This window comes from Desulfocurvus thunnarius, from assembly GCF_055390965.1.
In genome coordinates, this window is record NZ_AP042411.1 from 739,165 (window position 1) to 762,534 (window position 23,370).

Below are 23,370 nucleotides of genomic sequence, written 5' to 3' on the forward strand. Positions count from 1 at the left end.
GGCCCTGCGGCCTCCGCCAGGGGCGAAGGCCGCAGGTGCCGCAAAAACCGTGCGCGGCCCGGCGCAGCGCTAGATGGTCGCCAACTGCTTGCGGATCGCCTCCAGCAGGCCGGAGAGCTTGTACTGGTCCAGCCGGTCCGAGGAGGTGAAGGTCACGCGGGTCAGGTCGGCCTTGCGGAAGGCCACGTTGATTTCAATGGGGCTGCCCTCGGCGGTGGTGGTTTCCACCACGGCCACGAGGTTGTCCTTCTTGTCGTAGGTCACGGGCAGTTCCAGGGCCTCCAGGGCGCCCAGCACGGCCATGTGGACCTCGGTCACGGTGGCGGGCTCGTCGGCGAACATGGTGCCGGTGCAGACGAAATAGGTCGCGCCCTGGGCGACGTTGCCGCCCTTGCCGCCGACGGCGCAGCCCGTGAGCAGGATGGCCGCCAGTGCGGCGCAAAGCAAAGTTGTGACGATGGTGCGCATTGTGCCCCCCCAGGGCGATGGTTGTTCCGATGCAGTACGCTGTTTCTGCCTAGGAAATCAATGCAACCGATACCCGAAAAGCGGCGCCCAATCAAGATGCACGGCTCAAAAAGTGCCGCAAAAAGGCCAACATCTGGAAAAACCCTGCTACCCCAGCTTCTCCCGGATGCGGCACACGTTGCAGACCCCGGCGGAGGTCGGGTAGCCGCAGCGTTCACACGGAGCCAGCGTCGCGCCATCGCGCCCCTCGGCGGCCTCGAAATGGCCCCGCGCGTTCTTGAGGAACGACTCGTAGAACTGGAGTTTGGCCCCGGGGCTCTCGCCTTCCAGGCGGTTCATCAGTTCCTTGCGGCGGGTGAAGCTCGCACCCTTGCTGTAGGGGCACGGGGCCACGTGGATGTCGATGCCGCTCAAAAACGCGTACGCCGCCGTCTCGTATTCCGACAGGCGGTACAGCGGGCGGCACTTGGCCACGAAGCCCGCGCGCCCGGGCAGGTTCGGCCCCTGGTCGGAGAGGTAGGCCACGTCCCAGCGCAGGGTGTTGGCCAGCAGGCGGCCGACCTCGTCGTCGAGGTTGTGCCCGGTGCAGATGGCCGAAAAGCCGTTGTCCATGGCGAATTTGTTGAAATAATAGCGCTTGATCTTACCGCACACGGCGCAGATCGGCCGCGTGACGCAGGCCTTGACCCGGGGGATGGGCAGGCCCTCGCGGGCCATGTCGAGCACCGTGAGCCGCGCCCCCATGGCCGCGCAGAAGGCCTCGACCTTGGCCCTCGCCGCCGGGGAGGACTCGGGGATGCCCAGGTCGATGTGCAGCCCGGTGACGTTGTAGCCCTGGAGCACCAGTTCGCGGAACAGGCCCAGGGAATCCTTGCCGCCGGACAGGGCCACGAGCACCGGCTCCTGCGGGGAGAACATCCGGTGCTGATGGATGGCGCGCTCGACCTGACGGGCGAAGAAGACGCGGAAACAGTCGGGGCAGAAGCCGCTGTGGTGGCTCGGCAGGGCCACCTGGGCCACGGCCCCGCAACGGGAACACTTCATATGGATCAGCCTCGGGAGACCACGGTGCGCACCGTGATGGCGTCGCCCGGGTGGATCTTGCGGTCGGGGGTCAGCAACTCACCGTCGCGAATGACCAGGCAGTCGTTGACGCCGAGGTCCAGACGGTTCAAAAGCTGGTGGGCCGTATTCAGCCGGGGGTAGACCAGAGTCTGGCCCTCGCGTTCGAGGGTCACGGTCACCGGGGGAAGCTGGGGCATGCCTGTCTATTCCTATCTTTTTGGTGGGGGATACTCCCCTAGCACCGGGGCCCGCGAAACGGCAAGGAAAATCCGTCGCGGGCTTGCTTTTTCCCGCGTTCCGTTCCACCATGGAAGCATACAAACAGGCGCAGGATACCCCCTGGCGCCGCAGACCGCAATCGCCGGACGGCAGGAGGGCGGGATGCGCAAGATACTCGTTGTGGACGACGAAAAGCATATCCGGATGCTCTACCAGGAGGAGCTTCAGGCCGACGGCTATCAGGTGGCGACCTCCGACGGCTCCGAAGACATTCTCGCAGTGCTCGACCGCGAACACCCCGAGGTGGTCATCCTCGACATCAAGCTCGGACCCAACCGCTCGGGGCTGGACCTGCTCCAGCAGATCAGAAGCCGCGAGCAGAACCTGCCCGTGATCCTGTGCACGGCCTACGACAGCTTCCAGCACGACCTGAAGTCCATCGCCGCCGACTACTACGTGGTCAAGGCCGTGGACCTGACGGAACTCAAGGCCAAGGTGACCGCCGCCCTGGCCCGCGCCTAGCCCGGGGCGCCGCCCCGGGCCGCCCGCCCGCGCCGCGCCGCCCGGGCTTGCCCGCCGCCCGGGCATATGGTAACCCCGAGCCCCTATGTTCGAGTTCGCCGAAAGCATCCAACGCGTGGCCATCATGGCCGTCCCTTTCCTGCTGGCCGTGACCTGCCACGAGGTGGCCCACGGGCTGGCGGCCCTGTGGTTCGGCGACCAGACCGCGCGCATGGCCGGGCGCCTGACCCTGAACCCCCTGCCGCACATGGACCCCATGGGCACCCTGGTCTTCCTCGTCACGGCGCTGACCGGGGGCTTCATCATCGGCTGGGCCAAGCCCGTGCCCGTGAACCCCGGCCGCTTCCGCAACGTGCGCCAGGGGCTCATCGTGGTTTCGGCGGCGGGTGCGGCGGCCAACGTGCTGCTGGCCGTGGCCTTCCTCGGGCTGTTCATCCTGCTGCGCGACAGCTACCCCGCCCCGGGCAGCCTGCTCGCGCCCTACTACGAGCCGCTGTATCTCATCGCCCAGTTCGGCGTGGTCATCAACGTCGTGCTGGCCGTGTTCAACCTGCTGCCCATCCCCCCGCTGGACGGCAGCAAGATCCTGGCCGAACTGCTGCCCTACTCCTGGGCCCAGCAATACATGCGCCTGGAGCGCTACGGCCTGATCATCATCGTGCTGCTGGTCGTCTCCGGCGGCCTGCGCTTCGTGTTCCAGCCCATCTGGGCCCTGCTCAACCACATCCTGTTCTGACCAAGGGAACCCCATGTCCAGCCAAAGGCAACGCATCGTCTCCGGCATGCGCCCCACCGGGCCGCTGCACCTCGGCCACCATTTCGGCGTGCTCGTCAACTGGGTCGCCCTGCAACAGGATTACGACTGCTTCTTCTTCGTGGCCGACTGGCACGCCATGACCAGCGAGTACGCCGACCCCCGGCGCATCAAACAGTTCGTGCCCGAGCTGGCCAAGGACTGGCTGGCCGCCGGGCTCGACCCCGAAAAATGCGTGATCTACCAGCAGTCGCAGATCAAGGAAATCGCCGAGCTGCACCTGATCCTGTCCATGATCACGCCCCTGGGCTGGCTGGAGCGCTGCCCGACCTACAAGGACCAGAAGGAACAGCTCGCCGCCAAGGATCTGAACACCTACGGCTTCCTGGGCTACCCCGTGCTCATGACCACGGACATCATCATGTTCCGCCCGGCCCAGGTGCCCGTGGGCGAGGATCAGTTGCCGCACCTGGAGCTGTGCCGCGAGATCGCCCGGCGCTTCAACTACCTGAACTGCGGCGGCGAGAACGGCACGCCCTTCTTCCCCGAGCCCACGGCCATGCTGACCCGCGAGTCCAAGCTCCCGGGGCTGGACGGACGCAAGATGAGCAAGAGCTACGGCAACTCCATCGCCCTGGGCGAGCCCATGGACTCCGTGCGCCAGAAGGTCATGGCCATGCTCACCGACACCAACCGCATGCGCAAGGCCGACCCCGGCGACCCCGACGTGTGCAACCTGTTCCCCTACCACAAGATCATGACCGACCCCGGGCGCCTGCCCGAAATCATGACCGGCTGCCGCAACGCCTCCTGGGGCTGCGTGGATTGCAAACGCCTGCTGGTGCAGTCCATGGAGCGTTTCCTGGAGCCGATCCACGCCCGCCGCGCCGTGTACGACAAGGACCCCTCCCTGCTGTGGGACGTGCTGACCGAGGGCAACCGCAAGGCCCGCGAAAAGGCCGCCGAGACCATGGCCGCCGTGCGCGGGCTCATCGGCTTCGACTTTTAGCCGCCCGCAGCGCCCCTTGCACCCCACGCCGTGCAAAACGGCAGGGTGCGAGGCGTAAAAGAGCCGGGGCCGGTGCGCAAAACAGGCGCACCGGCCCCGGCTCTTTTGCGGCGGCGCGGCGCCCCCTCAGGGCATGACCGCCGTGCCCCGGCAGCCCAGGGCCGTGTCCAGCCGCGCCGGGGCCCGGGGGTCCGCCCAGGTCACGCGCACGGCTCCGCACTCGCCGGTGTCGTGGAGCCCGGCCCCGGCCCCGGCCAGTGCCGCGCGCACCCGCGCGTCGGGAAAGCCCAGATAGTTCAGAAACCCCGTGCCCGCCAGGGCCAGCCGGGGCGCCACCCGCGCATACAATTCGGGGCTCAGGCTGCCCGCGCTGCCGTGGTGCGGCACCACCAGCACCTCGGCCCGCAGGTCGCGCCCCGAGGCCAGCAGCCGCTGGATGCCTGCCTTCTCCACGTCGCCGGGCAGCAGCGCCAGAGCCCGCCCGTGCCAGACCAGCCGCAGCACCAGGGACTGGTCGTTGCTGCTTCCGGGGGCGCGCTGGTCCTCGGGGTGCAGCACTTCCAGGATCAGCCCGGGCCCCAGGTCGAGAACCTCCCCCGCGTGCACGGTGCGTACCGGCACCCCGCTCTCCTCCAGCGCCGCGCGCAGCTCCCGGCCCGACTGGCTGTCCGGCCAGCGTCCGCCGTGGACGAACAGTCCCACGGGCGCGGCTTCGGCCACGGCGGCCAGCCCGCCGTAATGGTCGTGGTCCGGGTGGCTGAGGATCATCATATCCACCCCGGGCCAGCGCCCGCGCGCCAGGGCGGGCAGGACCACGGCCCGGCCCGGGTCCAGCCCGCCGGGGAAGCCGCCGCCGCCGTCGACCAGCACCCGCCCGCCCCCGGGCAGGTCCAGCAGCACGGCCTGGCTCTGGCCCACGTCGAGCACCGTCAGTCCCAGGGTCCGGCCCTGGCCCGTGGCCAGGGCCCACAGCCCCGGCCAGACCACGAGCAGCGCCCCGGCCAGGCACACGCCCAGGGCCGCGCGCCCGCGCGTCCGGGCCAGCACCAGCCCGCCCGTCAGCAACGCGTAGTACCCGACCAGATGCGGCCACAGCGGGCGCATGGGCACGGCCACGGGCAGCCAGCCCCGGGCGGCCAGGGCTTCCAGGGCGGCCAGGGCCGCGTCCAGCAGGGCGGCGTCCGCCCCCAGCAGCCAGTGCCCGGCGGGTGCCAGCCCCGGCAGCAGGGCCAGCAGCGCCCCCACCAGCCCGGCAGGAACCACCGCCATGCCCAGCACCGGCAGCCACAGGGCGTTCAGCGGCAGGGCCAACCCGGTTTCCGTGAAATTCCAGACCATGATCGGCAGCAGGGCCACGTTGGCCGCCACGCTGCCCACCAGCACCCCGGCCAGCCCCCGGGCCGCGCACACGGCCCAGGCCGCCGGGCCGGTGCCCCGCGCGGCCTCGCGCCCCGGCACCAGCCGCCACAGCGGCGGTCCGAGCACGGCGATGCCCGCGACGGCCACGGCGGACAGTTGCAGCCGCACGTCGTGGACCACCAGCGGATCCGCCGCCACCAGCAGCACCAGGGCCAGAAACAGCCCGTCCAGCAGCACCCGCCCCCGGCCGAGCAGCAGCAGCGCGCCCCAGGCGGCGAACATGACCCCGGCGCGCAGCAGGCTGGGCGTGGCCCCGCCCAGCCAGACGTAAAAGCCCACCAGCGGCGCCCCGAGCAGCACACCCAGCCGGGGCCGGGCCACGCGCAGCAGCAGCCCCGGCCACAGCCGCCCCGCCGCCCAGGCCAGCCCCAGGCCCAGGGCCGCCGCGAAGCCCAGGTGCATCCCCGACAGGGCCAGACTATGGGCCAGGGTCGAGCGGCGCACGGTGTCGTAGGCCTCGCGGTCCACGCCGAAGCGCTCGCCGAGAATCAGGGCTTCGAGCAGGGCCCGGCCCTGGCTCTCGGGGGCGCTGACGGCCATGGCCGCGCGCAGGCGCGCGCGCAGCCGGTCGCCCGGGGCCGGAGCCTCGGGGCCCAGGCGCGGCTGGCCGCCCTCGCCCCGGGTGAAGCCGCGATAGAACACGCCCTGGCGGCCCCAGTGGAAGCGCGTGTCCCACTGGCCGGGGTTGGCGAAGCCGCGCACCGGGCGCACCCGCAGGCGCACGGCGGCCTCCTGCCCCGGGTGCGGCCAGGTCGCGGGCTCCTGCCAATTCCACAGGAACATCCCGGGCAGCGCGCCTTCGGCGCCGTCGTCCAGGCTGTAGCGCGCGTCGGCCAGGAACACGCGCAACTGGCGCCCCGGGGTACTCTCCACGGCGGCCACCCGGCCCGAAACCAGGGCCACGCGCCGCTCGGCCATCCAGGCGGGCACATCTTCCGCCGCGGGCCCGGCGGGCAGGGCCCAGAGCGCCAGCCCCCAGCCCAGGGCAAAGGCCGCGCCCAGCAGGGCGGCGAGCCCCCCGGGGCGCTCCCGGGGCCGCGCCCCGCCCAGGGCCCACAGCAGCACAAGGCCCGCCAGGGCGGGCCAGAAAAAGCGCAGGGCCAACAGGCCCAGCAGCAGGGCGCACAGGGGCAGTTGCCAGGGCAGCAGGCCGGGCACGGCCCGGGGTCCGGGCAAGTCTTCGCCGCCGCGCATGGAGGGGCCGGTCAGCGGGCGCCCCCGGGCGTCAGGCCCGCGCCGTCCAGGATGATGCGCGCAGCGCGGTCCGGGGCGCCGGGTTCGCCCACCAGCCCGGCCAGCCGCGCCAGGCGCGCGCGAATCTCGGCCATGGCCGCCGGGTCCGTGAGCCAGCGCAGGGCCTCCACGGCGATGGCCGGGCCGTTGGCCTCGCCCTGAAGCAGCTCGGGCAGGGCCCGCTCGCCGAGGATGAGGTTGGGCAGGCTGATGTTGCGCACGCCGACCACCAGCCGCCCCAGGGCGTAGGACAGGGCCGAGACACGGTAGGCCACCACCGCCGGAGTGCCCACCAGCGCGGCCTCCAGGGTGGCCGTGCCCGAGGCCGCGAGCAGCGCCTGGGCCCGGCGCATGGCCCGGTAGCGCCCCTCGGGCGGGACGATTTCCACGGGCAGGTCCGCGGGCCACAGGGCGCGCAGCCGGGCCTCGTCCACCCCCGGGGCGCGCAGGACGGCGAACCGGGCCGCGGGGATGCGCACGGCGATGGTCCGCGCGGCGGCGGCGAACTCGGGCAGCAGGGTTTCGATCTCGCGGCGGCGGCTGCCGGGCAGGATGCCCACCAGCCCCGGCTCGGGCTCCTGGGCCCGCAGTTCGGCCAGGGGGATCTGGTCCGTCAGCGGGTGGCCCACGTAGTCGGCGTCCAGCCCGCGCGCGGCCAGGAAGGCCTTCTCGAAGGGCAGGATGCACAGCACGCGCCGCACGTGCTTTTTGAGAAACGCCACCCGCCCGGCGCGCCAGGCCCAGACCTGGGGACAGATGTAGTAGAACACGGGGATGCCCAGGCGCCGGGCCATGCGCACCACGAAGAAATTGAAGTCCGGCGCGTCGATGCAGACCACCGCCGCCGGGCGGACCTCGGCCATGCGCCGACGCATGCGCCGCAACAGCCCGGCGATACGCGGCAGATGGGCCACCACCTCCGTCAGCCCCACCAGGGACAGCTCGGCGATGTCGAAAGCGGGCTCGAACCCGGCCCCGGCCATGGCCGGGCCGCCCATGCCGGTGAAGCGCAGCCCCGGCGCCCGCGCGGCCATGGCCCGCAGCAGCAGCGCGCCGTGCAGATCGCCGGACACCTCGCCCGCGCTGATCCACACCGGCCCCGTGCCCGGGCCGCCCCCGGCGTTCATGATGGTATTCGTGCTGGTCTGCATGGTTCGTCTCCCTGCGGGGCGCCGCCCAAACTAGGTTTTGGCAACCGGGGGAGAATCTGGTACGACGCCCGAGCGACCCTAAGCGAAACAGGCCCCCGAGGCAACGGGCCCGCCGCCCGCCGTCCCGCCCGGAGCGCCAAAGGAAGGATTCCCATGCAAAAGACCATGAACGTCGCCGTCATCGGCCTGGGCTGGATGGGCCGGGTCCACCTGCGCAACTACACCGAGATGCCCGGGGTCCGCGTGGCCGGGGTCATGGACACCAACGCGGAAACCCTGGCGGCCATGCACGCCCAGTTCGGCGTGCCGGTGTTCGACAACCTCGACGCCCTGCTGGACCAGCCCCTGGACGCCGTGAACATCTGCGTGCCCACGGTGCTGCACCTGCCCGTGGGGCTTGCCGTCCTGGCCCGGGGCATCCCGGCGCTCATCGAAAAACCCCTGGCCGCCAGCGCCGCCGAGGGCCGCCAGCTTCTGGAGGCAGCCCAAAAGGCCGGGGTGCAGATCATGGTCGGGCACATCGAGCGCTTCAACCCCGCCGTGCAGCGCGTGCGCGAGCTGGCCGCCGAGGACAAGGTCATCTCCATCACCATCGAGCGCGTGGGCCCCTACCCGCCGCGTATCCAGGACGTGGGCGTCGTCCGCGACCTGGGCTCCCACGACATCGACCTCATCCGCCACATTTCCGGCTCGGAGTACAAAAGGGTCTTCGCCGTCACGGCCACGACCATCGGCAAACACGAGGACACGGCCCTCATCACCGCCGAGATGGAAAACGGCGTGCTCGGGCAGATCAACACCAACTGGGTCACGCCCTACAAGTCGCGCTCCATCCGCGTGGCCACCACCTCGCGTTACATCGAGGCCAACCTCATCACCCAGCAGGTCAAGGCCTACAGCCGCTTCCAGGACTACAACGACCATTACAGCATCAAGGAATGGCCGGTGCTCTACCGCGAGCCCGTGCGCAGCGAGCTGACGGCCTTCCTGGGCGCCCTGCGCGACGGCACCGGGGTGCCCATCACCGGCCAGGACGGGCTGATGGTTCTGGAGACCATCGAGCGCCTGGGCGTGTGCTGACGCCCGGGGCCCTCCCGGCAACGACGAAGCGGCCCGCCCGGAGGAGTTCTCCGGGCGGGCCGCTCGCGTCCGGGCCCGGGCGCCCTACTCCTGCTCGCGGCGGATGACCGCGCCCACGGCGCGCAGCTTGTCCTCGATACGCTCGTAGCCCCGGTCCAGGTGGTAGATGCGCTGGACGTGGGTCGTGCCCCGGGCGGCCAGCCCGGCCAGCACGAGCGAGGCCGAGGCCCGCAGGTCCGACGCCATGACCGGCGCGCCGGTCAGCCCCGCCACGCCGCGCACCACGGCGGTGCGCCCGTCCAGGGAGATGCGCGCGCCCATGCGCCCCAGCTCGGGCACATGCATGAAGCGGTTCTCGAAGATCGTCTCCTTGACCACCCCGGTGCCCTTGGCCAGGCACATGAGGGCCATGATCTGGGCCTGCATGTCCGTCGGGAAGCCCGGGAAGGGCAACGTGGTCACGTTGACGCCCACGAGCTCCGTGCCCCGGCGGCAGATGACGCCCTCGGCCGTCTCCTCGATCCACACGCCCATCTCGCGCAGCTTGAAGGCCACGGCCTCCAGCTCGAACAGCGGGCAATCCGCCAGCAGCAGTTCGCCGTCGGTGATGGCCGCCGCGCACAAAAAGGTTCCGGCCTCGATGCGGTCGGGCATGATGCGGTACGCGCAGCCTTCCAGACGCTCCACGCCCTCCACGCGGATGATGCTCGTGCCCTGGCCGCTGATCTTCGCCCCGCAGGCGACGAGGAAGTTGGCCAGGTCGACCACCTCGGGTTCACGCGCGGAGTTGACGAGCAGGGTTTCGCCCTCGGCCAGGGCGGCGGCCATGAGCAGGTTCTCGGTGCCGCCCACGGTGGGGAAGTCGAACTGGATGTGCGCGCCGCGCAGGCGGCCCGCGCAGGTGCCGCGGATGTAGCCGTCCTCCAGGTCGAACACCGCCCCCATGGCCTCCAGCGCCTTGAGGTGCAGGTCCACGGGCCGGGCGCCGATGGCGCAGCCGCCCGGCAGGGCCACCCGCGCCTCGCCCAGGCGCGCCAGCAGCGGCCCCAGGCAGAGCACCGAGGCGCGCATGGTCTTGACCAGATCGTAAGGCGCCTCGGGCGTCAGGCCCACGGTGTCCACGCGCACCACGTCCTGGTCGAACGTGGTGGTGCAGCCGAGGATCTCCAGGAGCTTCAGGGTGGTGCGGATGTCGCGCAGGCGCGGCACATTGGAGAAGGTTACCGGCCCGTCCACGGCCAGGGCCGCGAAGAGCAGGGGCAGGGCGGCGTTCTTGGAGCCGCTGACGCGCACGGTGCCCGCAAGGGGCCGTCCGCCTTCAATGACGAGTTTTTCCATCGCTGTTTCCGTCGTTGCTGGTTGAAAAGGCTTGACCGCCGCCCGAAGCTTCGGTAGACGTTTCCACCTTCACGGTGGGAGTAGCTCAGTTGGTAGAGCACCTGGTTGTGGCCCAGGTGGCCGTGGGTTCAAGTCCCATCTCTCACCCCACCAAGGCATCAAGCCCCGCCCCGGCGGGGCTTTTTGTTTCCCTGTGCCCTTGCGCCCGCGCGCGCCTCCGGGTATATCCTCATACTGGCAAAAACAAAAGCTCCGCAACGGCTGCCGGTCGGGGCACGCAACGGGAACGTCGTCGTGCCGTCATCTCCCTGTCCCCCTGACCACGCTACGCTCATTCCACCCCCCCCGGGGCAGGAAGAGCCGGGCCAGACGCGCATCAGGGGAAACGATCCGCCATGAAAACCCTCGGCATCCTCGCCGCCGTCCTCATCCTGGGCCTGCTGGCCCTGGGCTTCAGCCGCGGGCTGCACCTGAATCTCACGGGCGCCGCCGAGTCGCACGGCGCGACCTTCAGCCTGCGCACCCCCGAGACGGCCAGCGCCACCCTGGAACTGACCGCGCAGGAACAGCGGGCCATGACCGACGCCCTGGCACCCCATGGCCGACGCATCGCCAGCGCCCGGCTGCACGCCGAGCGCACCCCGCCCGCCCGGCACCGGGCCGACCAGGACACGGCCTGGGCCGCCTTCTCCCTGGAACTGACCCTGGACGACGGCGCCACCCTGGCATCAAGCCTGCGCCAGGTGCCGCGCCAGCGCCTGGGCGCGGCCCTGGCCGAATGCGTGGCCGACTGCATGCGCGCCTACGAGGCCCAGAAGGCCCTGGGCCGCGACGTGCGCACCCTGGGCAACATCTAGGCGCCCGCCGCCTCCCCCTGGCCCAAAACACAGGCCGCCCCCCAAAGGGGGCGGCCCACACCCATTGCGGCCGCACCCATGCGCGACCACAGCCGGAAAATACTCCGCCCGGCACAACCCGGCAATGGGGGATTCCCCTATTTTTCCTTACGCCGCAACACGCGCACGTCGCCCACGCGCACGGTCAGCCGCTCCTTGTCGAACTGTTCGAGCAGTGGAATCAGATACTTACGCGACAGGCCGCTGACGGTCTTGAAATCCGCCGCGCCCATCTCGCCCTTGTCTTCCAAAAAGGCCACCACCCGCGCACGCAGGGCGTCCAGAGCCGGGGCGTGGAAGTACATGTCCTCCTTGACCTTGACGAGCACCCCGGCCTCCTGGAGCAGGCGCAGCACCGGAGCGGCGTCCTTGGCGGCCACGCCCAGGGGGTCCAGCACGTCCTTCAGGTTCGGCGGGGTCTGTCCGCCCTGGCGGTAAGCCTCCTCCAGGGCCGCGCGCAGCCGCTCGGCGTCCGCCGCCAGGGACACGCTGTGCCCCGGCAGGCGCAGGGTCTCGGCCTCGGCCACCAGCTCGCCCCGGCGCACCAGCCGCTCGACCACGAAATGGGCCAGCCGCTCGGAGAGCCCCCGGCCCCAGGACGAAGCCAGCTCCCCGCGCAGGATGCCCTGTTTCATGGGCTCGGCGCGGTGGAAGGCCGCCACGCGCTCCAGGGCCCCGGCCATGAGCGCCTCCATGACCTCTCCGGCCACGTGCACGCGTTCGTCCTTGTCCACCAGATAGGCCGCGCCCTGGCTGCACATCTGCTGCATGAGCTTTTCCAGGGCCCGGGCCTCCAGGGCGCACATGGTGCGCAACTCGGCCAGGCTCACGCCCCCGGGCCCGGCCAGGGCCAGTTGCGCGGCCAGCACGGCCTGCTGGTCGTCGCCCGCCAGGGCCCGCAGGCGCTCCATGGCGCCCTGGTCGCCCCGGCGCAGCTTGCGCCCGTGGGGCCCGATGATCCGGCCGCCCGCGATGGTCCGCAGCGGCGAAAAGGAGCGCAGCACCACCCGGTCGCCGTAGACCCCGGGCATGGGCTCGGGCAGCAGCAGACGGCACAGGGCCGTCTCGCCCGGGCGCAGGGCCTCGCGGTCCAGCAGCAGGACCTTGGCCAGCACCTCGCGGGTGCCGTGGTGCAGGTGGATTTCCTTGCGGTGCTTGAGGTCGCGCCCGGCCGAGGCCAGGGCGGTCAGCTCCACGTCCCACAGGGTCTGGGGAAAAAGCGTCCCGGGCCGGGCCAGCACCTGCCCGCGGGCCACGTCCTCCACTTCCAGCCCGGCAAGGTTCACCGCCGTGCGCCGCCCTGCGGGCGCCTCGGTCACGGGCTGCCCGTGGGACTGAAGCCCGCGCGCGCGGGTGCGCAGGCCCCCGGGGAAGAGCACCACCTCCTCGCCCTCGCCGATGCGCCCCGAAACCAGGGTGCCGGTAACCACCGTGCCGTGCCCGCGCATGGTGAACACGCGGTCCACCGGCAGGCGGAAGAGATCCGCCGGGCGCTCGGCCGGGCTGTGGGCCGCCAGTTCGGCAATGGCCGCGCGCAGGGCGTCGAGCCCGGCGCCGGTGTGCGCGCTCACGGGCAGCACCGCCGCGCCGTCCAGGAACGTTCCGGCCAGGGCGCCACGCACGTCCTCCTCGACCATTTCCAGCCAGTCGGCGTCCACGGCGTCGGCCTTGGTCAGGGCCACCAGCCCGCGCCGGATGCCCAGCAGGGTGCAGATTTCCAGATGCTCGCGGGTCTGGGGCATGACGCCCTCGTCGGCGGCGATGGCCAGGAGGACGAAATCCACGCCCGAAGCCCCGGCGACCATGTTCTTCACGAAGCGCTCGTGCCCGGGCACGTCGATGACGCCCAGACGCGCGCCGCCCGGCAGGTCCAGGAAGGCGAAGCCCAGCTCGATGGTGATGCCGCGCTTCTTCTCTTCCTTCAGGCGGTCGCAGTCGATGCCCGTCAGGGCCTTGATGAGCGTGGTCTTGCCGTGGTCGATGTGTCCGGCGGTGCCCATGATAACCGGCATGTGGGGGCCTCGTGGGGGTTGGGGCGTTGGTGCGGACCTTCCTAGTAGGCCAAAAACGGCCCCGGCTCAACCCGGGCACGGCCCAAGGGCGTCGGCCCGGCCCTGGGCAGCCCATCCCCGCCTCCACCAGCCGGAGCCGGACGCGAAACCTCCGGGCCACGGCCCGATGCGCCGCAACCCGGAGGTTTCGCCAGCCTGCGCCGCACCGGGCGGCGCTAGAGGGTCTTGATGCGCCCGGCCACGGAGTCGATCTGGCGGCCCAGGGGCGTCTGGAGGCGGATTTCGCGCTCCACGTTGGTGATGCCCTTGAGCACCGTGGAGTGGCGGCGGTTGAGCTGGCTGCCGATCTGCTTGAGGGGCATGTCGGTGTGCAGGCGCGCCAGGTAGAAGGCCGTGTTGCGGGCCTGCACGATGTCGCGGCGGCGGCTCTTGGAGGCCAGGGCCGTGGGCTCCACGCCGAAACTGCGGCAGATGTGCTCCAGGATCTTCTGGAAGCTGATGGTCCCGGTGTCGGTGCAGGTATAGTTGCGCAGCACCTGGGCGACCATGTCCATGGTGATGGCCTCGCCCAGCAGGCGGGCCTTGAGCACCAGGCTTTGCAGGCAGCTTTCGAGCTGGCGCACGTCGTCGGTCAGGTGCTCGGCAAGGCAGTCGGACACGTCGCCGGGCAGGGTCACCTGGTGCTGGCGGGCCTTGCTCTCCAGGATGCGCCGCCGGGTGTCGTAGCAGGGGCGGTCGATGGTGGCCAAAAAGCCCGAGCACAGCCGCGAGGCCAGATGGTCGTCCACGTCCTTCAGTTCGCGGGGCAGAAACGAGCTGGACAGCACGACCTTGCAGCCCCGGGCCTGAAGGGCTTTCAGGGTCTCCAGCAGCTCGTCCTGGGTGCGCTCCTTGCCCTGGAGGAAGTGGATGTCCTCCAGCAGCAGCACGTCCACGTTGTCGCGGAAGCGGTTCTTGAAGCGCTCCATCTCGCGGGCGCGGATGGACAGGATGAGCTGCGTGGCGAACTCCTCGGCGGTCAGGTACGCGATGCGCACGTTGGAGCGGTTGCTGGCCTGGGCCATGGTCCGGCCGATGGATTGCAGCAGGTGCGTCTTGCCCAGGCCGGGGGCCGAGTTCAGGAACATCTGGTCGAAGTCCAGCCCGCCCCGGGTCATACCCTTGGCGGCCACATAGGCCAGCTCGTTGCAGGGGCCGACCACGAAATCCTCGAAGCCGAAGCGCCAGGACAGGGTGGACAGGCTCTGGGGCACGAGGTTGGGCAGGCCGAGCTGGTCCTGCCGGGGCGGGCGCCGGGCCGCGGAAGCGGCTTTGCCGTTGCCCTTGCCGTTGCCGCCGGAAGCGGCGGGGCGCGCGGCCGTGTCGGGGCAGGGGGCACTCTGCATGGCCCGGGGCCGCACGGCCACGTCGATGGCCGGGCGCGCGCCCAGGGCTTGGGCCGCGGCCTCGGCGATGGTTTCCAGCAGCCGGTCGCGGACCCAGGAGGCCACAAAGGCGTTGGGGGCGAAGAGGGTCAGCCGTCCGTCGGCGACCTCGGCGTCCAGGGGCTTGATCCAGACCTGGTACAGACCGGGATTGACCGTCTTTTCCAGGATGCTCAGTGTCTGAGGCCACGCGTTCATCATGGAGCGTGTTCTAGGCCGATTCCGGCACTCGGGCAACGGGGAGAATCCGGCGTCGCAGGGCCGTCACACAAGGCTTTCCCCACATCTCCCCAACATGACAACCACTTCTAATACATGAGAATTCGTCTCAAGGCGCGGAAACCCGTGGCCCCCAGGGAACGGGCACCGGGCAAGGGTTGCCACAGGTCAAGTGGAACATCCCCTAAAAAGTTTTCCACAGGGACTTTTCAACGAATCGTCGTTTTATCAATCCTGATGCCTTTTTTTGTGACCGGGCCTTGAACAATGTCGCTCATGCGCGGCCTTTATTCTTGACAACACGCGAAACTCGGGCCGGGCCGGGCTCCCCGGGCCTCCGGCTTCTCCCGGTTCGGGCGGTCGGCCATGGTCAAAAGAAACAGGGCACTATACACAAAATTGGCACAAGAGCGACACGGAGGACAAAACCCGGCGCCCGGCGCGCATCCCGGGACGCGCGTCCCGCAGGACGCGGCGCAGGACGCGCCAAGGGCCCAGACGCCGACGGCAGGGCCGAAATCGGCACGTCTGAGCCGATTAGCGGTAATGGGCGGACAAAACGGCGCACGGGCAGAGGCCGGGGCCCGGGGCCGCCGGGACTCGCGGCAAGGAAACCGGCGCTCCGGCCGCAGCGGATCACGGCGCCCCGGAAGTGAAGGCAAGGGAACCCCGGCCGCCGGGCGGCGGCCTCAGCCCTCCAGCAGCGGGTAGTTCTCGCGCTGGAGTTCCTCGGGGTAGGGGTCGGGCAGGTAGCGCTCCCAGACGCTGCGCGAGGCGTGCAGCTCCACCAGCAGCTTGGCGAGCTTCATGCCCTCGCGGGTCCACCAGCGGTAGCGCGGGTCGCAGTCCGCCGGGACGACCAGCGTCCCGGCCTCGTCGATATACGGCCGCGCGGCGGGCACGTCGTCCATCACCGCTCGGGCGGCGGCGGGCGTTTCGGCCCGGCTCACGCCGCGCCTCCCGCCGGGCGGGCCGCCAGGGCCGCAAAGGCCGCGATGTCCCCGGCGAACTGCTCGCGCAGGTCGTCGAAGACCACGGGGATACGCCGGGAGAACTCGTCCAGCAGGGGCAGCATGATCTCGCGAATCTGCGGGTGGGCCGCCCCGGCGCAGCGCAGGCGCATGACGTGGCGCCACTCGCGCAGGTTGGCGGTCATGACGATCTCGGTCTTCAGGCTGTTGGGCAGCACGGAGCGGGCCTCCTGGGCCTTGGCCCCGGCGGCCATGAGTTCCAGGTAGGCCGCCTCGGCCTCGCGCATGGCCCGCGCCCAAAGCGCGTACTGCGGGCTGCCTTCGGCCCAGAACAGCGGGCGGATCACGGTGATCTCGCTGCCGAAGCGGTCCTTGGAATAATTGGCGTAGCGCGTGGATTCCTGACTGTAGGACGCCAGCCGGTGGCGGACCAGCTCATGGGTCACCCCACGGTCGCAGACGAAGCGCACCGTGGCCGAGGCGTGCTCGATGACGCTCTCGTGGCCCGAGCGCAGGATGCGCGCCACGAATTCGCGCCCCGAGTCCGGGGTCGTTCTGTCTTCGGACTTGTAGCAGGTGCGCCCGGCGGCCTCGATGTGCGCCAGGACGCTCTCGGGGTCGGGCAGGGCCATGATCTGGAAGCCGGCATCGACGATTTTCACGAAAGGGTCCCCTGGCCGGAGGCGATGAGGTTCATGTGGGTGTAGGCCTTGGCCGTGGCCACGCGCCCGCGCGGGGTGCGCTTCAAAAAGCCGCACTGCATGAGATAGGGCTCGTAGATTTCCTCGATGGTGCGCACCTCCTCGGAGCAGGCCACGGCCAGGGTCTTCACGCCCACGGGGCCGCCCGAGTAGTGATGGATGAGCACGGAAAGAATCTTGCGGTCCATGGTGTCCAGGCCCGAGCCGTCCACGTCGAGCCGCTCCAGGGCGGCCTCGGCGGCGGCGGCGTCCACGGTGCCGTCGCCCTCCACCAGGGCGAAATCGCGCACGCGGCGCAGCAGGCGGTTGGCGATGCGCGGGGTGCCGCGCGAACGCCGCCCGATGACCAGGGCGCCCTCGGGCGTGAGCGGCACGCCGAGGATGCCCGCCGCGCGGGTGACGATGCGCGCCAGGTCCGCCGGGGCGTAGAACTCCAGGCGCGCGATGACCCCGAAGCGGTCGCGCAGGGGCGAGGTCAGCAGGCCGATGCGCGTGGTGGCGCCCACCAGGGTGAAGGGCTCCAGGTCGATCTTCACCGTGCGCGCGCCGGGGCCCTGGCCGATGACCAGATCGAGCTTGAAGTCCTCCATGGCCGGATAGAGGATTTCCTCCACCGACGGCGGCATGCGGTGGATTTCGTCGATGAACAGGATGTCGTGGCGCGAAAGGTTGGTCAGGATGGCCGCCAGATCGCCGCTACGCTCCAGCACGGGCCCGGAGGTGCTGACGAGGTTGACGCCCAGCTCGCTGGCCAGGATCTGGGCCAGGGTGGTCTTGCCCAGGCCCGGACAGCCGTAGAGCAGCGAATGGTCCATGGCCTGACCGCGCTCCAGCGCGGCGGCCAGGAACACGCGCAGGTTGGCGCGCAATTCGTCCTGGCCGATGAATTCATCCAGCCTGCGCGGGCGGATGCCGTCGTCGGAGCCGGGCCCGCAGGCCGGGGGGGGAACGGATGCCATGTTCATTCGCGCGCCTTGGAGATATGCCGCAGGGCCGCGCGCAGGGCGCCGGCCACGTCGAGGTCGGGTTCCGCGCCCAGGACGGCTTCGAGCACGCCCCGGGCCTGGGTTTCATCATAGCCCAGATTGGTCAGCCCCGCCAGGGCGTCGCGGAAGACGGACGCCGCCGGGCCGGGCAGGCTCCCGGGCAGCGGCCCCGGGGCCACGCCGCCGGGTTCGAGCTTGTATTTCAGCTCGATGAAGATGCGCTGAGCGCTCTTCTTGCCGATGCCCGGCACCTGCACCAGGGGCATGAAATCGTCGGCCAGGACCACCCGGCGCAGGTCGTCCGGCGAAAACACCGAGAGCATGGCCAGGGCCGTTTTGGGCCCGAGCTTGCTGATGGACAGCAGCAGGGCGAAGGTTTCGCGCTCGTCCCAGGTGGCGAAGCCGTAAAGCTCCAGGGCGTCCTCGCGCACGATGGTCTGCACGAAAAGCTCCACCTCGCCCTGGCGCGGCAGCCCGGCGGCGGCATGGACCGTCAGGCCGACCTCGTAGCCCACCCCGCCCGGGGTCAGCACCACGCAGGAACTCTCGGCCCGGGCCACCACCGTACCCCGCAGATAGGCGATCATGAGCGCGTTCCCGCCAGCCGGTCGAACCGGCGCTGGTTGAGGTGGCACAGGGCCACGGCCAGGGCGTCGGAGGCGTCCTCGGCCCAGCCGGGGTTCTTCATGCCCAGGGAGTGGGCGACCATCCAGGCCACCTGGCCCTTGGGCGCGTTGCCCACGCCCACGAGGTTCTTCTTGACCACCGTGGGCTCGTAGGCCGCCACGGGAATGCCCGCCACGGCCACGGCGGCGATGGCCGCCCCGCGCGCCTGCCCGAGCTTGAGCGCGCTCATGGTGTTGCGCGAGACGAACACGTTCTCCACGGCGGCCACGTCGGGCCGGTGGCGGGCCACAAGCTCGGCCACCCCGGCGTGGATGCGCCCCAGGCGGCGGCCCAGGTCCTTTTCGGCGCCGGTGGTGATGGTTCCCGCCTCCACAAGCATGGCCCGGCCCGACACCTCGCGCACCAGCCCGAAGCCGGTAACGCGCGAGCCGGGGTCGATGCCCAGCACGAGCAGGCCGTCGTCCGCCATGGCCGGGGGCTAGCCCTGCTCCAGCTCGGCGAACAGTTCGTCGGGCAGCTCGGCGTTGTGGAAGACGTTCTGCACGTCGTCGTTGTCTTCGAGCTTGTCGATGAGGTTCACCAGCTTGCGCCCGGTGTCCACGTCCACATCGATGTTGTTCTGGGCGATCATGGAAATCTCGGCCGAGGAGTATTCCAGGCCCGCGTCGTCGAAGGCCTGCTGCACGGCGGCGAAGTCCTCGGGGGCGCAGCGCACTTCCCAGGCCTCGTCGTCGTCCACCACGTCCTCGGCCCCGGCCTCCAGCCCGGCCTCCATGATCTGCTCCTCGCTGTACCTGGCCTTGTCGAAGTACAGGGTGCCCTTCTTGTCGAACATCCAGGCCACGCATCCGGCCTCGCCCATGTTGCCGTTGCCGCGCGAGAGGATGTGCCGGACCTCGGCCACGGTGCGGTTCTTGTTGTCCGTGGCGGCCTCGACGAGGATGGCGATGCCCCCGGGGCCGTAGCCCTCGTACTGCACCTCGAACATTTCGCCGCCCGCCAGCTCGCCCGTGCCCTTCTTGATGGCGTTCTCGATCTTGTCCTTGGGCAGGTTCACGGCCTTGGCGGCCTGGATGGCGGCACGCAGGCGGGGGTTCATGTCCACGTTGCCGCCGCTTTTGGCGGCGATGATGATTTCCTTTGCGGCCTTGGTGAAGGCCTTGCCGCGCTTGGCGTCCTGGCGCCCCTTGCGGTGCTGGATGTTGGCCCATTTGCTATGACCGGCCATGGTGTCCTCCGAATGCGCTGAATGTAGTGATATGGTTGTGCCGCGCGCCGGGGGCGGCGCGGCGCCGGGTCATTCCCGGCCCAGAAAGTCCTGGCCCACGTAGAAGATTTCCTTGCTCTCCGGGCGCGAACTTTTGGGTTTGAACGTCCTGACCTTGCCGAAACGGGCCCGCAGGGCTTCGCGGTAGGCCTGCTCGTCGGGCCCCTGGAACACCTTGACCACGAAGTGCCCGCCCTTTACCAAGGTCACAAGGGCCACGGCAAGGGCCTCTTCGCACAGGTTCATGGACCGGGCCTGGTCCGTGGCCTTGTGGCCCGTGGTGCTGGGCGCCATGTCGGATATGACCATGTTGAACGGCCCGCGCGCGGCCAGCTCGGCCTCGAAGGCTGCGGAGCGCTGGAACACGTCCTCGCGGAAAAAGGCCACGTTGCCGGGAAAGCCCGTTTCCGTGGCCTGGATGTCCGCCGCCAGCACGAAGCCCCCGGGGCCGACCTTCTTGGCCGCCCACAGGGTCCACGAGCCGGGGGCCGCGCCGAGGTCGAGCACGGTCATACCCGGCTGGAACAGGCCGAAGCGCTTGTCCAGCTCCTGGAGCTTGTAGACCGAGCGCGCGGGGTAGTTCTCGCGCTTGGCCCGCTCGAAATAATGGTCCCGGTACTTTTTCATGTGATTGGCGACCTGCGGGAAAATTTCTTGTAACAGGCGACCCCCGGGGGCCGCAACACCCGGCATGGCCCCGGACGGCGAACATGACCCCACGCCCCGAACGAGCGCGCATCACCACCGAACTGGGCATGCTCCAGACGCCCCCGGAGGGCCCGACGCAGTTCGCCTGCCTGACGAGACAGGGCGCGCGGGGCCCGGGCGCCCATGTGCTGCTGCTCGGCGTCGGGCCGGACCCGGCCCAGGCTGCGGCCCTGCTGCCGCCGGGCAGGGCCGTATACGCCATGGAGGCCCCCGGGTTCAAGACCCAGATGCCGCCCTCGTGGCACGCGGCCCTGCCCGGGCACTGGCGCTTCCTCGACCCCGGCGACCTGGACGAATTTCTCATCGCCGGGGCCGAGCTGTGGGTTTATCGCCCCGGGGTGCGGCTGTTCCCATCGTTCTGGGGGCCGCTGCTCGGGCGCTGCCGCTTCCTGGGGGGGCTGCTGGCCGGGCCGGGAGTGGCCGCCGCCCTGCCCGTGCCCCGGCCGTCGGTGCTGCTGCCGGGGGCCGAGGGCGACCTGCTGGTGCGCGAGCTGGCCGCCGCGCTGACCCGGGCCGGGCTGGCCGTGCGCGTGCTGCCCCCGAAGCGCACGGGCGAGCTGGTGCCCGCCCTGCTGCGCGAGGAGCGCCCGGCCCTGTTCCTGTGCGTCAACTTCAAGGGCCTGGACCCCTTCGGCGAGCTGTTCCACCTGCTGGACGCCGCGCGGGTGCCGGTATGCGTCTGGTGCGTGGACAATCCGTTCCATCTGGTCAGCGGGCTGCGCTCGCCCTTCTGGACCCGGGCCCGGCTGGCGGTGACCGATGCATCCTTCGCCCCGGCCCTGCGCCTGCACGGCGCGCGCGAGGTGCTGCACCTGCCCCTGGCGGCGTGCCCGGAGCTGTTCGCGCCCCGAAGGGACGCGGGGGTGGACGGCGAAGGGACGGCAGGAGGCGTAGGCGCAGGCATGGCCGGAGGCATCGCGGAGGCAGGCCGCCCGGGCGGCGGCGAATCCCCGGGCGCAGGCTCGGACGCGGCCCCGGACGACCGCAGCGCCATGGCGCCGGTCCGGAGCGAATCCTCAGGCGCGGGCACGGCCCGGGAACCGGACCTGGGACTGGGCGAACGGATGGTCTTCGTGGGCCGCTCGCAGTTCCCGGGGCGGGAGAAATTCTTCGCGGGCAGCGCCGTGCCGCGCTGGCAGTGGGACGCGGCCCGGGCCATGCTCGGCGCGGGCGGGCGGCCCGACTACAACTGGTGGGCCGAGCGGCTGGACATCTGGCCCCTGTGGCCCGGAGCCGAGGCCCGGCGCATCGGGGCCGGGGCCGACGCCGCCAGCCGCGAGCTGCGCGCCGCCTGCCTGGAAGCCGCCGCGCCTCTGGGCCTGACGGTCTACGGCGACCAGGGCTGGGCCGAGCGCCTGCCCGCCGGGGCCGACCTGCGCCCGCCCGTGGACTACTACACCGCCCTGCCCGCCATCTACCGCCAGGCCGCCTGGACCCTCAACGCCACCAGCCTGCTGCTGCCCCACGGCCTGACCCAGCGGCACTTCGATGTCTGGACGGCGGGCGGCCTGCTGCTCACCGACGCCACCCCGGGCCTGGCCCTCTTCCCCGAGGAACTGACCCGCGAGGTCCGCTTCGCCACCCCCGCCGACCTCCCCGCCCTGGCCCGCCGCCTCGCCCCCGGCACCCCCCTGCGCCACGACGTGCAAACCGCCTGGCGCACAGAAATCCTCACCCACCACACCTACGCCCACCGCGTGGCAACGCTGCGGGAGTGGCTGGGGGTGTAGGGCGCGGAGATATGGGGAGGCTATAATATCAAAACATCTTTCCACCGTTTAAAAATGAATACAGCCCGTTCTTTTTGGGCTAGAGCGCGAAGCACAATAAGCACGCCCCATATCCTTCATTTACCCATGACAACGCTATTGAATCCCCCGCGACGGCGCGCCGTCGCGGGGGATTTCTCATTCAATGGATACGCACACGGCGCCACCCGGCACCGCAACCGTACTGGCCTTGCAAAAAATCGCAGCACGCTAACATGGTAATGTTGTAGAGAGGGGAGGCGCCCTTGGAGCAGGCCTCCAAGGGCGGATGCACCAACGGCACACCGGGGGCAAGGCCGGTGTGGCCCATGGCAGCGGCGGCGCGGTCTTTGGTGACCGCGCCGCCGGTGGCCGGGTGGGCAGGCGCTCAGGCCGCCCGCCGGGCTATTTTTGCCACAGCAGCAGTTCGATCTTGTAGTCGGTCCGCTCCACGTAGACCCCCGGCTCTTCCTCGAAGCGCGCAAGATGCTCGCGCAGCAGGTCCTGGTCCGGGGTCACGCCGTATTGGGTCAGGGTGGTGGAACAGGCGTCCAGCGCCGCGTCCAGGCCCTTGGGCACCGTCCACTGGCCGTCCAGAATGACGGATGTCGGCGTGATGCCCCGGCCCGTGAGCCACTCGCGCATCTCCGGCCCGTTGTGCATGACTTTGGGCTCCAGCCCGTAATGCGCGAGCAGCCCGGCCATGACATCCGAGCGCATGAGGCCCGCGAAGCCCATGAACACGGTCCAGCCGTGGGCATGCCCCAGCAGCTTTTCGCGCGATTCGTCGCTCTGGATGGCGGGCGTCATGGAGCAGAAAACCACGTCGAACGTCTCCCGGCGCTGGAAATCCATCCAGTCCGAGCACACGTATTCGATGTTGCCGATGCCCAGGCCCGCCGCGTCCTCGGCCAGGATGTCGAGCATCACCGGAGAAATGTCCACAGCGGTAACACGCTGTGCCTCTCGGGCCAGACGCAGGGTATACATGCCGCTGCCGCTGCCCACGTCGAGCACCGTCCTGCCGCCGAAGTCCACCCCATGCTCGCGGATGGTCCGCAGCACTCCGGCCTCATAGTTGCTGTCGCCCTCTTCATAGCGGGGAAAAGTGCGGGCCTTGGCGTCCCAAAACGCCTTCCTGTCGCCACTTTGCGCGGGTGTTCCCATGTGCTGCGTGCTCCCATGCCGACGCCGGGGCGGGCAGCCGGGGCGTCTTGTTGCGGGTTTGGCAGAATTGCCGCCGTGCATCTCTGCCGGAACGCTCCCTCCGGGCATCGCGCGCCCACGGCACATTCCGACCGTCGAAGCGGTGCGCGGGTCCTTCGGGGTGACGACCAGCGAGGTCGCATGCTGGCCGGTGGATGTCTGGCGCCGGATTCCGCCATTTTTCTTTTAGCCATGAACAGAAAATCGTAACACGAAGAGTGCTTAAATTGGATAGCGGCAGATTGTCAATGGCACGAGAAGAAGGCCAACACGTCGTGACGCGCGGGAGGCCCATTCGCAGACACAACGCGGCCGACCGGGTTTTAGGAACATAATTTTGCCCATTC

22 protein-coding genes and 1 tRNA gene are annotated in these 23,370 nt (G+C 70.3%); 7 read left to right on the top strand and 16 right to left on the bottom strand.

Annotated elements, in window-relative coordinates; genetic code table 11:
• Positions 1-69 precede the first annotated feature (69 nt).
• From ACZ5KV_RS03345 to ACZ5KV_RS03355, 3 genes are all read right to left on the bottom strand, one after another.
• The gene (locus ACZ5KV_RS03345; RefSeq protein ID WP_464240927.1) at positions 70-468 is read right to left on the bottom strand and encodes a DUF3568 family protein; all 399 of its coding nucleotides are present in this window, start codon (positions 466-468) and stop codon (positions 70-72) included.
• Between the two features lie 147 nt (positions 469-615).
• A complete protein-coding gene (locus tag ACZ5KV_RS03350; RefSeq protein WP_464240928.1) occupies positions 616-1,512 on the bottom strand; it encodes a TIGR00269 family protein in 897 nt (298 codons plus the stop codon).
• A gap of 5 nt (positions 1,513-1,517) precedes the next feature.
• A complete protein-coding gene (locus tag ACZ5KV_RS03355) occupies positions 1,518-1,730 on the bottom strand; it encodes a ubiquitin family protein (RefSeq protein ID WP_464240929.1) in 213 nt (70 codons plus the stop codon).
• Between the two features lie 184 nt (positions 1,731-1,914).
• Here ACZ5KV_RS03355 and ACZ5KV_RS03360 point away from each other — a divergent pair, with 184 nt between their 5' ends.
• The 3 genes from ACZ5KV_RS03360 (at position 1,915) to trpS (ending at position 4,037) form a co-directional block, all read left to right on the top strand.
• Positions 1,915-2,274, top strand: coding sequence for a response regulator (locus tag ACZ5KV_RS03360; protein WP_464240930.1), 360 nt, complete (start codon positions 1,915-1,917; stop codon positions 2,272-2,274).
• A gap of 85 nt (positions 2,275-2,359) precedes the next feature.
• Positions 2,360-3,010, top strand: coding sequence for a site-2 protease family protein (locus ACZ5KV_RS03365; RefSeq protein ID WP_464240931.1), 651 nt, complete (start codon positions 2,360-2,362; stop codon positions 3,008-3,010).
• 13 nt (positions 3,011-3,023) lie between these two features.
• On the top strand, positions 3,024-4,037 hold the full coding sequence (trpS, locus tag ACZ5KV_RS03370) for a tryptophan--tRNA ligase (protein ID WP_464240932.1): 1,014 nt from the start codon (positions 3,024-3,026) through the stop codon (positions 4,035-4,037).
• A gap of 126 nt (positions 4,038-4,163) precedes the next feature.
• Here the strand turns inward: trpS and ACZ5KV_RS03375 are convergent, their stop codons facing one another.
• Both ACZ5KV_RS03375 and lpxB read right to left on the bottom strand, forming a co-directional pair.
• A complete protein-coding gene (locus tag ACZ5KV_RS03375) occupies positions 4,164-6,632 on the bottom strand; it encodes a DNA internalization-related competence protein ComEC/Rec2 (protein WP_464240933.1) in 2,469 nt (822 codons plus the stop codon).
• 29 nt (positions 6,633-6,661) lie between these two features.
• Positions 6,662-7,840, bottom strand: a complete 1,179-nt coding sequence (lpxB, locus tag ACZ5KV_RS03380) for a lipid-A-disaccharide synthase (RefSeq protein ID WP_464240934.1) — start codon at positions 7,838-7,840, stop codon at positions 6,662-6,664.
• 153 nt (positions 7,841-7,993) lie between these two features.
• Between lpxB and ACZ5KV_RS03385 the strand changes: the two genes are divergently transcribed.
• Positions 7,994-8,920: a Gfo/Idh/MocA family oxidoreductase gene (locus ACZ5KV_RS03385; protein ID WP_464240935.1), complete on the top strand. Its 927-nt coding sequence runs from the start codon at positions 7,994-7,996 to the stop codon at positions 8,918-8,920.
• 84 nt (positions 8,921-9,004) lie between these two features.
• Here ACZ5KV_RS03385 and murA read toward each other — a convergent pair whose 3' ends face one another.
• Positions 9,005-10,258, bottom strand: coding sequence for a UDP-N-acetylglucosamine 1-carboxyvinyltransferase (gene murA, locus ACZ5KV_RS03390; protein WP_464240936.1), 1,254 nt, complete (start codon positions 10,256-10,258; stop codon positions 9,005-9,007).
• Positions 10,259-10,332: 74 nt separating this feature from the next.
• Between murA and ACZ5KV_RS03395 the strand changes: the two genes are divergently transcribed.
• Positions 10,333-10,408 (top strand) — tRNA-His (locus ACZ5KV_RS03395).
• A gap of 245 nt (positions 10,409-10,653) precedes the next feature.
• Positions 10,654-11,115 carry a hypothetical protein gene (locus ACZ5KV_RS03400; protein WP_464240937.1) on the top strand — a complete coding sequence of 154 codons (462 nt, stop codon included), beginning with the start codon at positions 10,654-10,656 and terminating at the stop codon, positions 11,113-11,115.
• Between the two features lie 137 nt (positions 11,116-11,252).
• On the opposite strand, the gene selB is transcribed toward ACZ5KV_RS03400, so the two are convergent.
• From selB to ACZ5KV_RS03445, 9 genes are all read right to left on the bottom strand, one after another.
• Entirely contained in the window at positions 11,253-13,166 is a 1,914-nt protein-coding gene (selB, locus tag ACZ5KV_RS03405; RefSeq protein WP_464240938.1) for a selenocysteine-specific translation elongation factor, read from the bottom strand.
• Positions 13,167-13,381: 215 nt separating this feature from the next.
• Positions 13,382-14,791 carry a chromosomal replication initiator protein DnaA gene (dnaA, locus tag ACZ5KV_RS03410; protein WP_464240939.1) on the bottom strand — a complete coding sequence of 470 codons (1,410 nt, stop codon included), beginning with the start codon at positions 14,789-14,791 and terminating at the stop codon, positions 13,382-13,384.
• A gap of 707 nt (positions 14,792-15,498) precedes the next feature.
• Entirely contained in the window at positions 15,499-15,759 is a 261-nt protein-coding gene (locus ACZ5KV_RS03415; protein WP_464240940.1) for a hypothetical protein, read from the bottom strand.
• Positions 15,756-16,442: an FAD-dependent thymidylate synthase gene (gene thyX / locus ACZ5KV_RS03420; protein WP_464240941.1), complete on the bottom strand. Its 687-nt coding sequence runs from the start codon at positions 16,440-16,442 to the stop codon at positions 15,756-15,758. The genes ACZ5KV_RS03415 and thyX overlap by 4 nt, the downstream gene beginning before the upstream one ends.
• Complete coding sequence (ruvB, locus tag ACZ5KV_RS03425; RefSeq protein WP_464240942.1) at positions 16,439-17,440, bottom strand: Holliday junction branch migration DNA helicase RuvB; 1,002 nt, start codon at positions 17,438-17,440, stop codon at positions 16,439-16,441. Before ruvB ends, thyX begins: the two co-directional genes overlap by 4 nt.
• Positions 17,441-17,442: 2 nt before the next feature.
• Positions 17,443-18,054, bottom strand: a complete 612-nt coding sequence (ruvA, locus tag ACZ5KV_RS03430) for a Holliday junction branch migration protein RuvA (protein WP_464240943.1) — start codon at positions 18,052-18,054, stop codon at positions 17,443-17,445.
• On the bottom strand, positions 18,051-18,563 hold the full coding sequence (ruvC, locus tag ACZ5KV_RS03435) for a crossover junction endodeoxyribonuclease RuvC (RefSeq protein WP_464240944.1): 513 nt from the start codon (positions 18,561-18,563) through the stop codon (positions 18,051-18,053). The genes ruvA and ruvC overlap by 4 nt, the downstream gene beginning before the upstream one ends.
• 9 nt (positions 18,564-18,572) lie before the next feature.
• On the bottom strand, positions 18,573-19,322 hold the full coding sequence (locus tag ACZ5KV_RS03440) for a YebC/PmpR family DNA-binding transcriptional regulator (RefSeq protein WP_464240945.1): 750 nt from the start codon (positions 19,320-19,322) through the stop codon (positions 18,573-18,575).
• Between the two features lie 69 nt (positions 19,323-19,391).
• The gene (locus ACZ5KV_RS03445; RefSeq protein ID WP_464240946.1) at positions 19,392-19,988 is read right to left on the bottom strand and encodes an RlmE family RNA methyltransferase; all 597 of its coding nucleotides are present in this window, start codon (positions 19,986-19,988) and stop codon (positions 19,392-19,394) included.
• Between the two features lie 83 nt (positions 19,989-20,071).
• On the opposite strand from ACZ5KV_RS03445, the gene ACZ5KV_RS03450 reads away from it, so the two are divergent.
• Positions 20,072-21,799: a glycosyltransferase family protein gene (locus tag ACZ5KV_RS03450; RefSeq protein WP_464240947.1), complete on the top strand. Its 1,728-nt coding sequence runs from the start codon at positions 20,072-20,074 to the stop codon at positions 21,797-21,799.
• A 423-nt stretch (positions 21,800-22,222) separates the two neighbouring features.
• On the opposite strand, the gene ACZ5KV_RS03455 is transcribed toward ACZ5KV_RS03450, so the two are convergent.
• Complete coding sequence (locus ACZ5KV_RS03455; protein ID WP_464240948.1) at positions 22,223-22,882, bottom strand: class I SAM-dependent methyltransferase; 660 nt, start codon at positions 22,880-22,882, stop codon at positions 22,223-22,225.
• Positions 22,883-23,370 lie beyond the last annotated feature (488 nt).

Bases quoted from the DNA above. Each gene is read 5' to 3' on its own strand.
- ACZ5KV_RS03440 (WP_464240945.1), bottom strand. From the start codon at position 19,322: ATGGCCGGTCATAGCAAATGGGCCAACATCCAGCACCGCAAGGGGCGC.
- ACZ5KV_RS03365 (WP_464240931.1), top strand. From the start codon at position 2,360: ATGTTCGAGTTCGCCGAAAGCATCCAACGCGTGGCCATCATGGCCGTC.
- ACZ5KV_RS03345 (WP_464240927.1), bottom strand. From the start codon at position 468: ATGCGCACCATCGTCACAACTTTGCTTTGCGCCGCACTGGCGGCCATC.
- lpxB (WP_464240934.1), bottom strand. From the start codon at position 7,840: ATGCAGACCAGCACGAATACCATCATGAACGCCGGGGGCGGCCCGGGC.
- ACZ5KV_RS03400 (WP_464240937.1), top strand. From the start codon at position 10,654: ATGAAAACCCTCGGCATCCTCGCCGCCGTCCTCATCCTGGGCCTGCTG.
- ruvA (WP_464240943.1), bottom strand. From the start codon at position 18,054: ATGATCGCCTATCTGCGGGGTACGGTGGTGGCCCGGGCCGAGAGTTCC.
- ACZ5KV_RS03385 (WP_464240935.1), top strand. From the start codon at position 7,994: ATGCAAAAGACCATGAACGTCGCCGTCATCGGCCTGGGCTGGATGGGC.
- selB (WP_464240938.1), bottom strand. From the start codon at position 13,166: ATGCCGGTTATCATGGGCACCGCCGGACACATCGACCACGGCAAGACC.
- ruvB (WP_464240942.1), bottom strand. From the start codon at position 17,440: ATGGCATCCGTTCCCCCCCCGGCCTGCGGGCCCGGCTCCGACGACGGC.
- dnaA (WP_464240939.1), bottom strand. From the start codon at position 14,791: ATGATGAACGCGTGGCCTCAGACACTGAGCATCCTGGAAAAGACGGTC.
- ACZ5KV_RS03360 (WP_464240930.1), top strand. From the start codon at position 1,915: ATGCGCAAGATACTCGTTGTGGACGACGAAAAGCATATCCGGATGCTC.
- ACZ5KV_RS03355 (WP_464240929.1), bottom strand. From the start codon at position 1,730: ATGCCCCAGCTTCCCCCGGTGACCGTGACCCTCGAACGCGAGGGCCAG.
- ACZ5KV_RS03350 (WP_464240928.1), bottom strand. From the start codon at position 1,512: ATGAAGTGTTCCCGTTGCGGGGCCGTGGCCCAGGTGGCCCTGCCGAGC.
- ruvC (WP_464240944.1), bottom strand. From the start codon at position 18,563: ATGGCGGACGACGGCCTGCTCGTGCTGGGCATCGACCCCGGCTCGCGC.
- murA (WP_464240936.1), bottom strand. From the start codon at position 10,258: ATGGAAAAACTCGTCATTGAAGGCGGACGGCCCCTTGCGGGCACCGTG.
- ACZ5KV_RS03445 (WP_464240946.1), bottom strand. From the start codon at position 19,988: ATGAAAAAGTACCGGGACCATTATTTCGAGCGGGCCAAGCGCGAGAAC.
- ACZ5KV_RS03450 (WP_464240947.1), top strand. From the start codon at position 20,072: ATGACCCCACGCCCCGAACGAGCGCGCATCACCACCGAACTGGGCATG.
- trpS (WP_464240932.1), top strand. From the start codon at position 3,024: ATGTCCAGCCAAAGGCAACGCATCGTCTCCGGCATGCGCCCCACCGGG.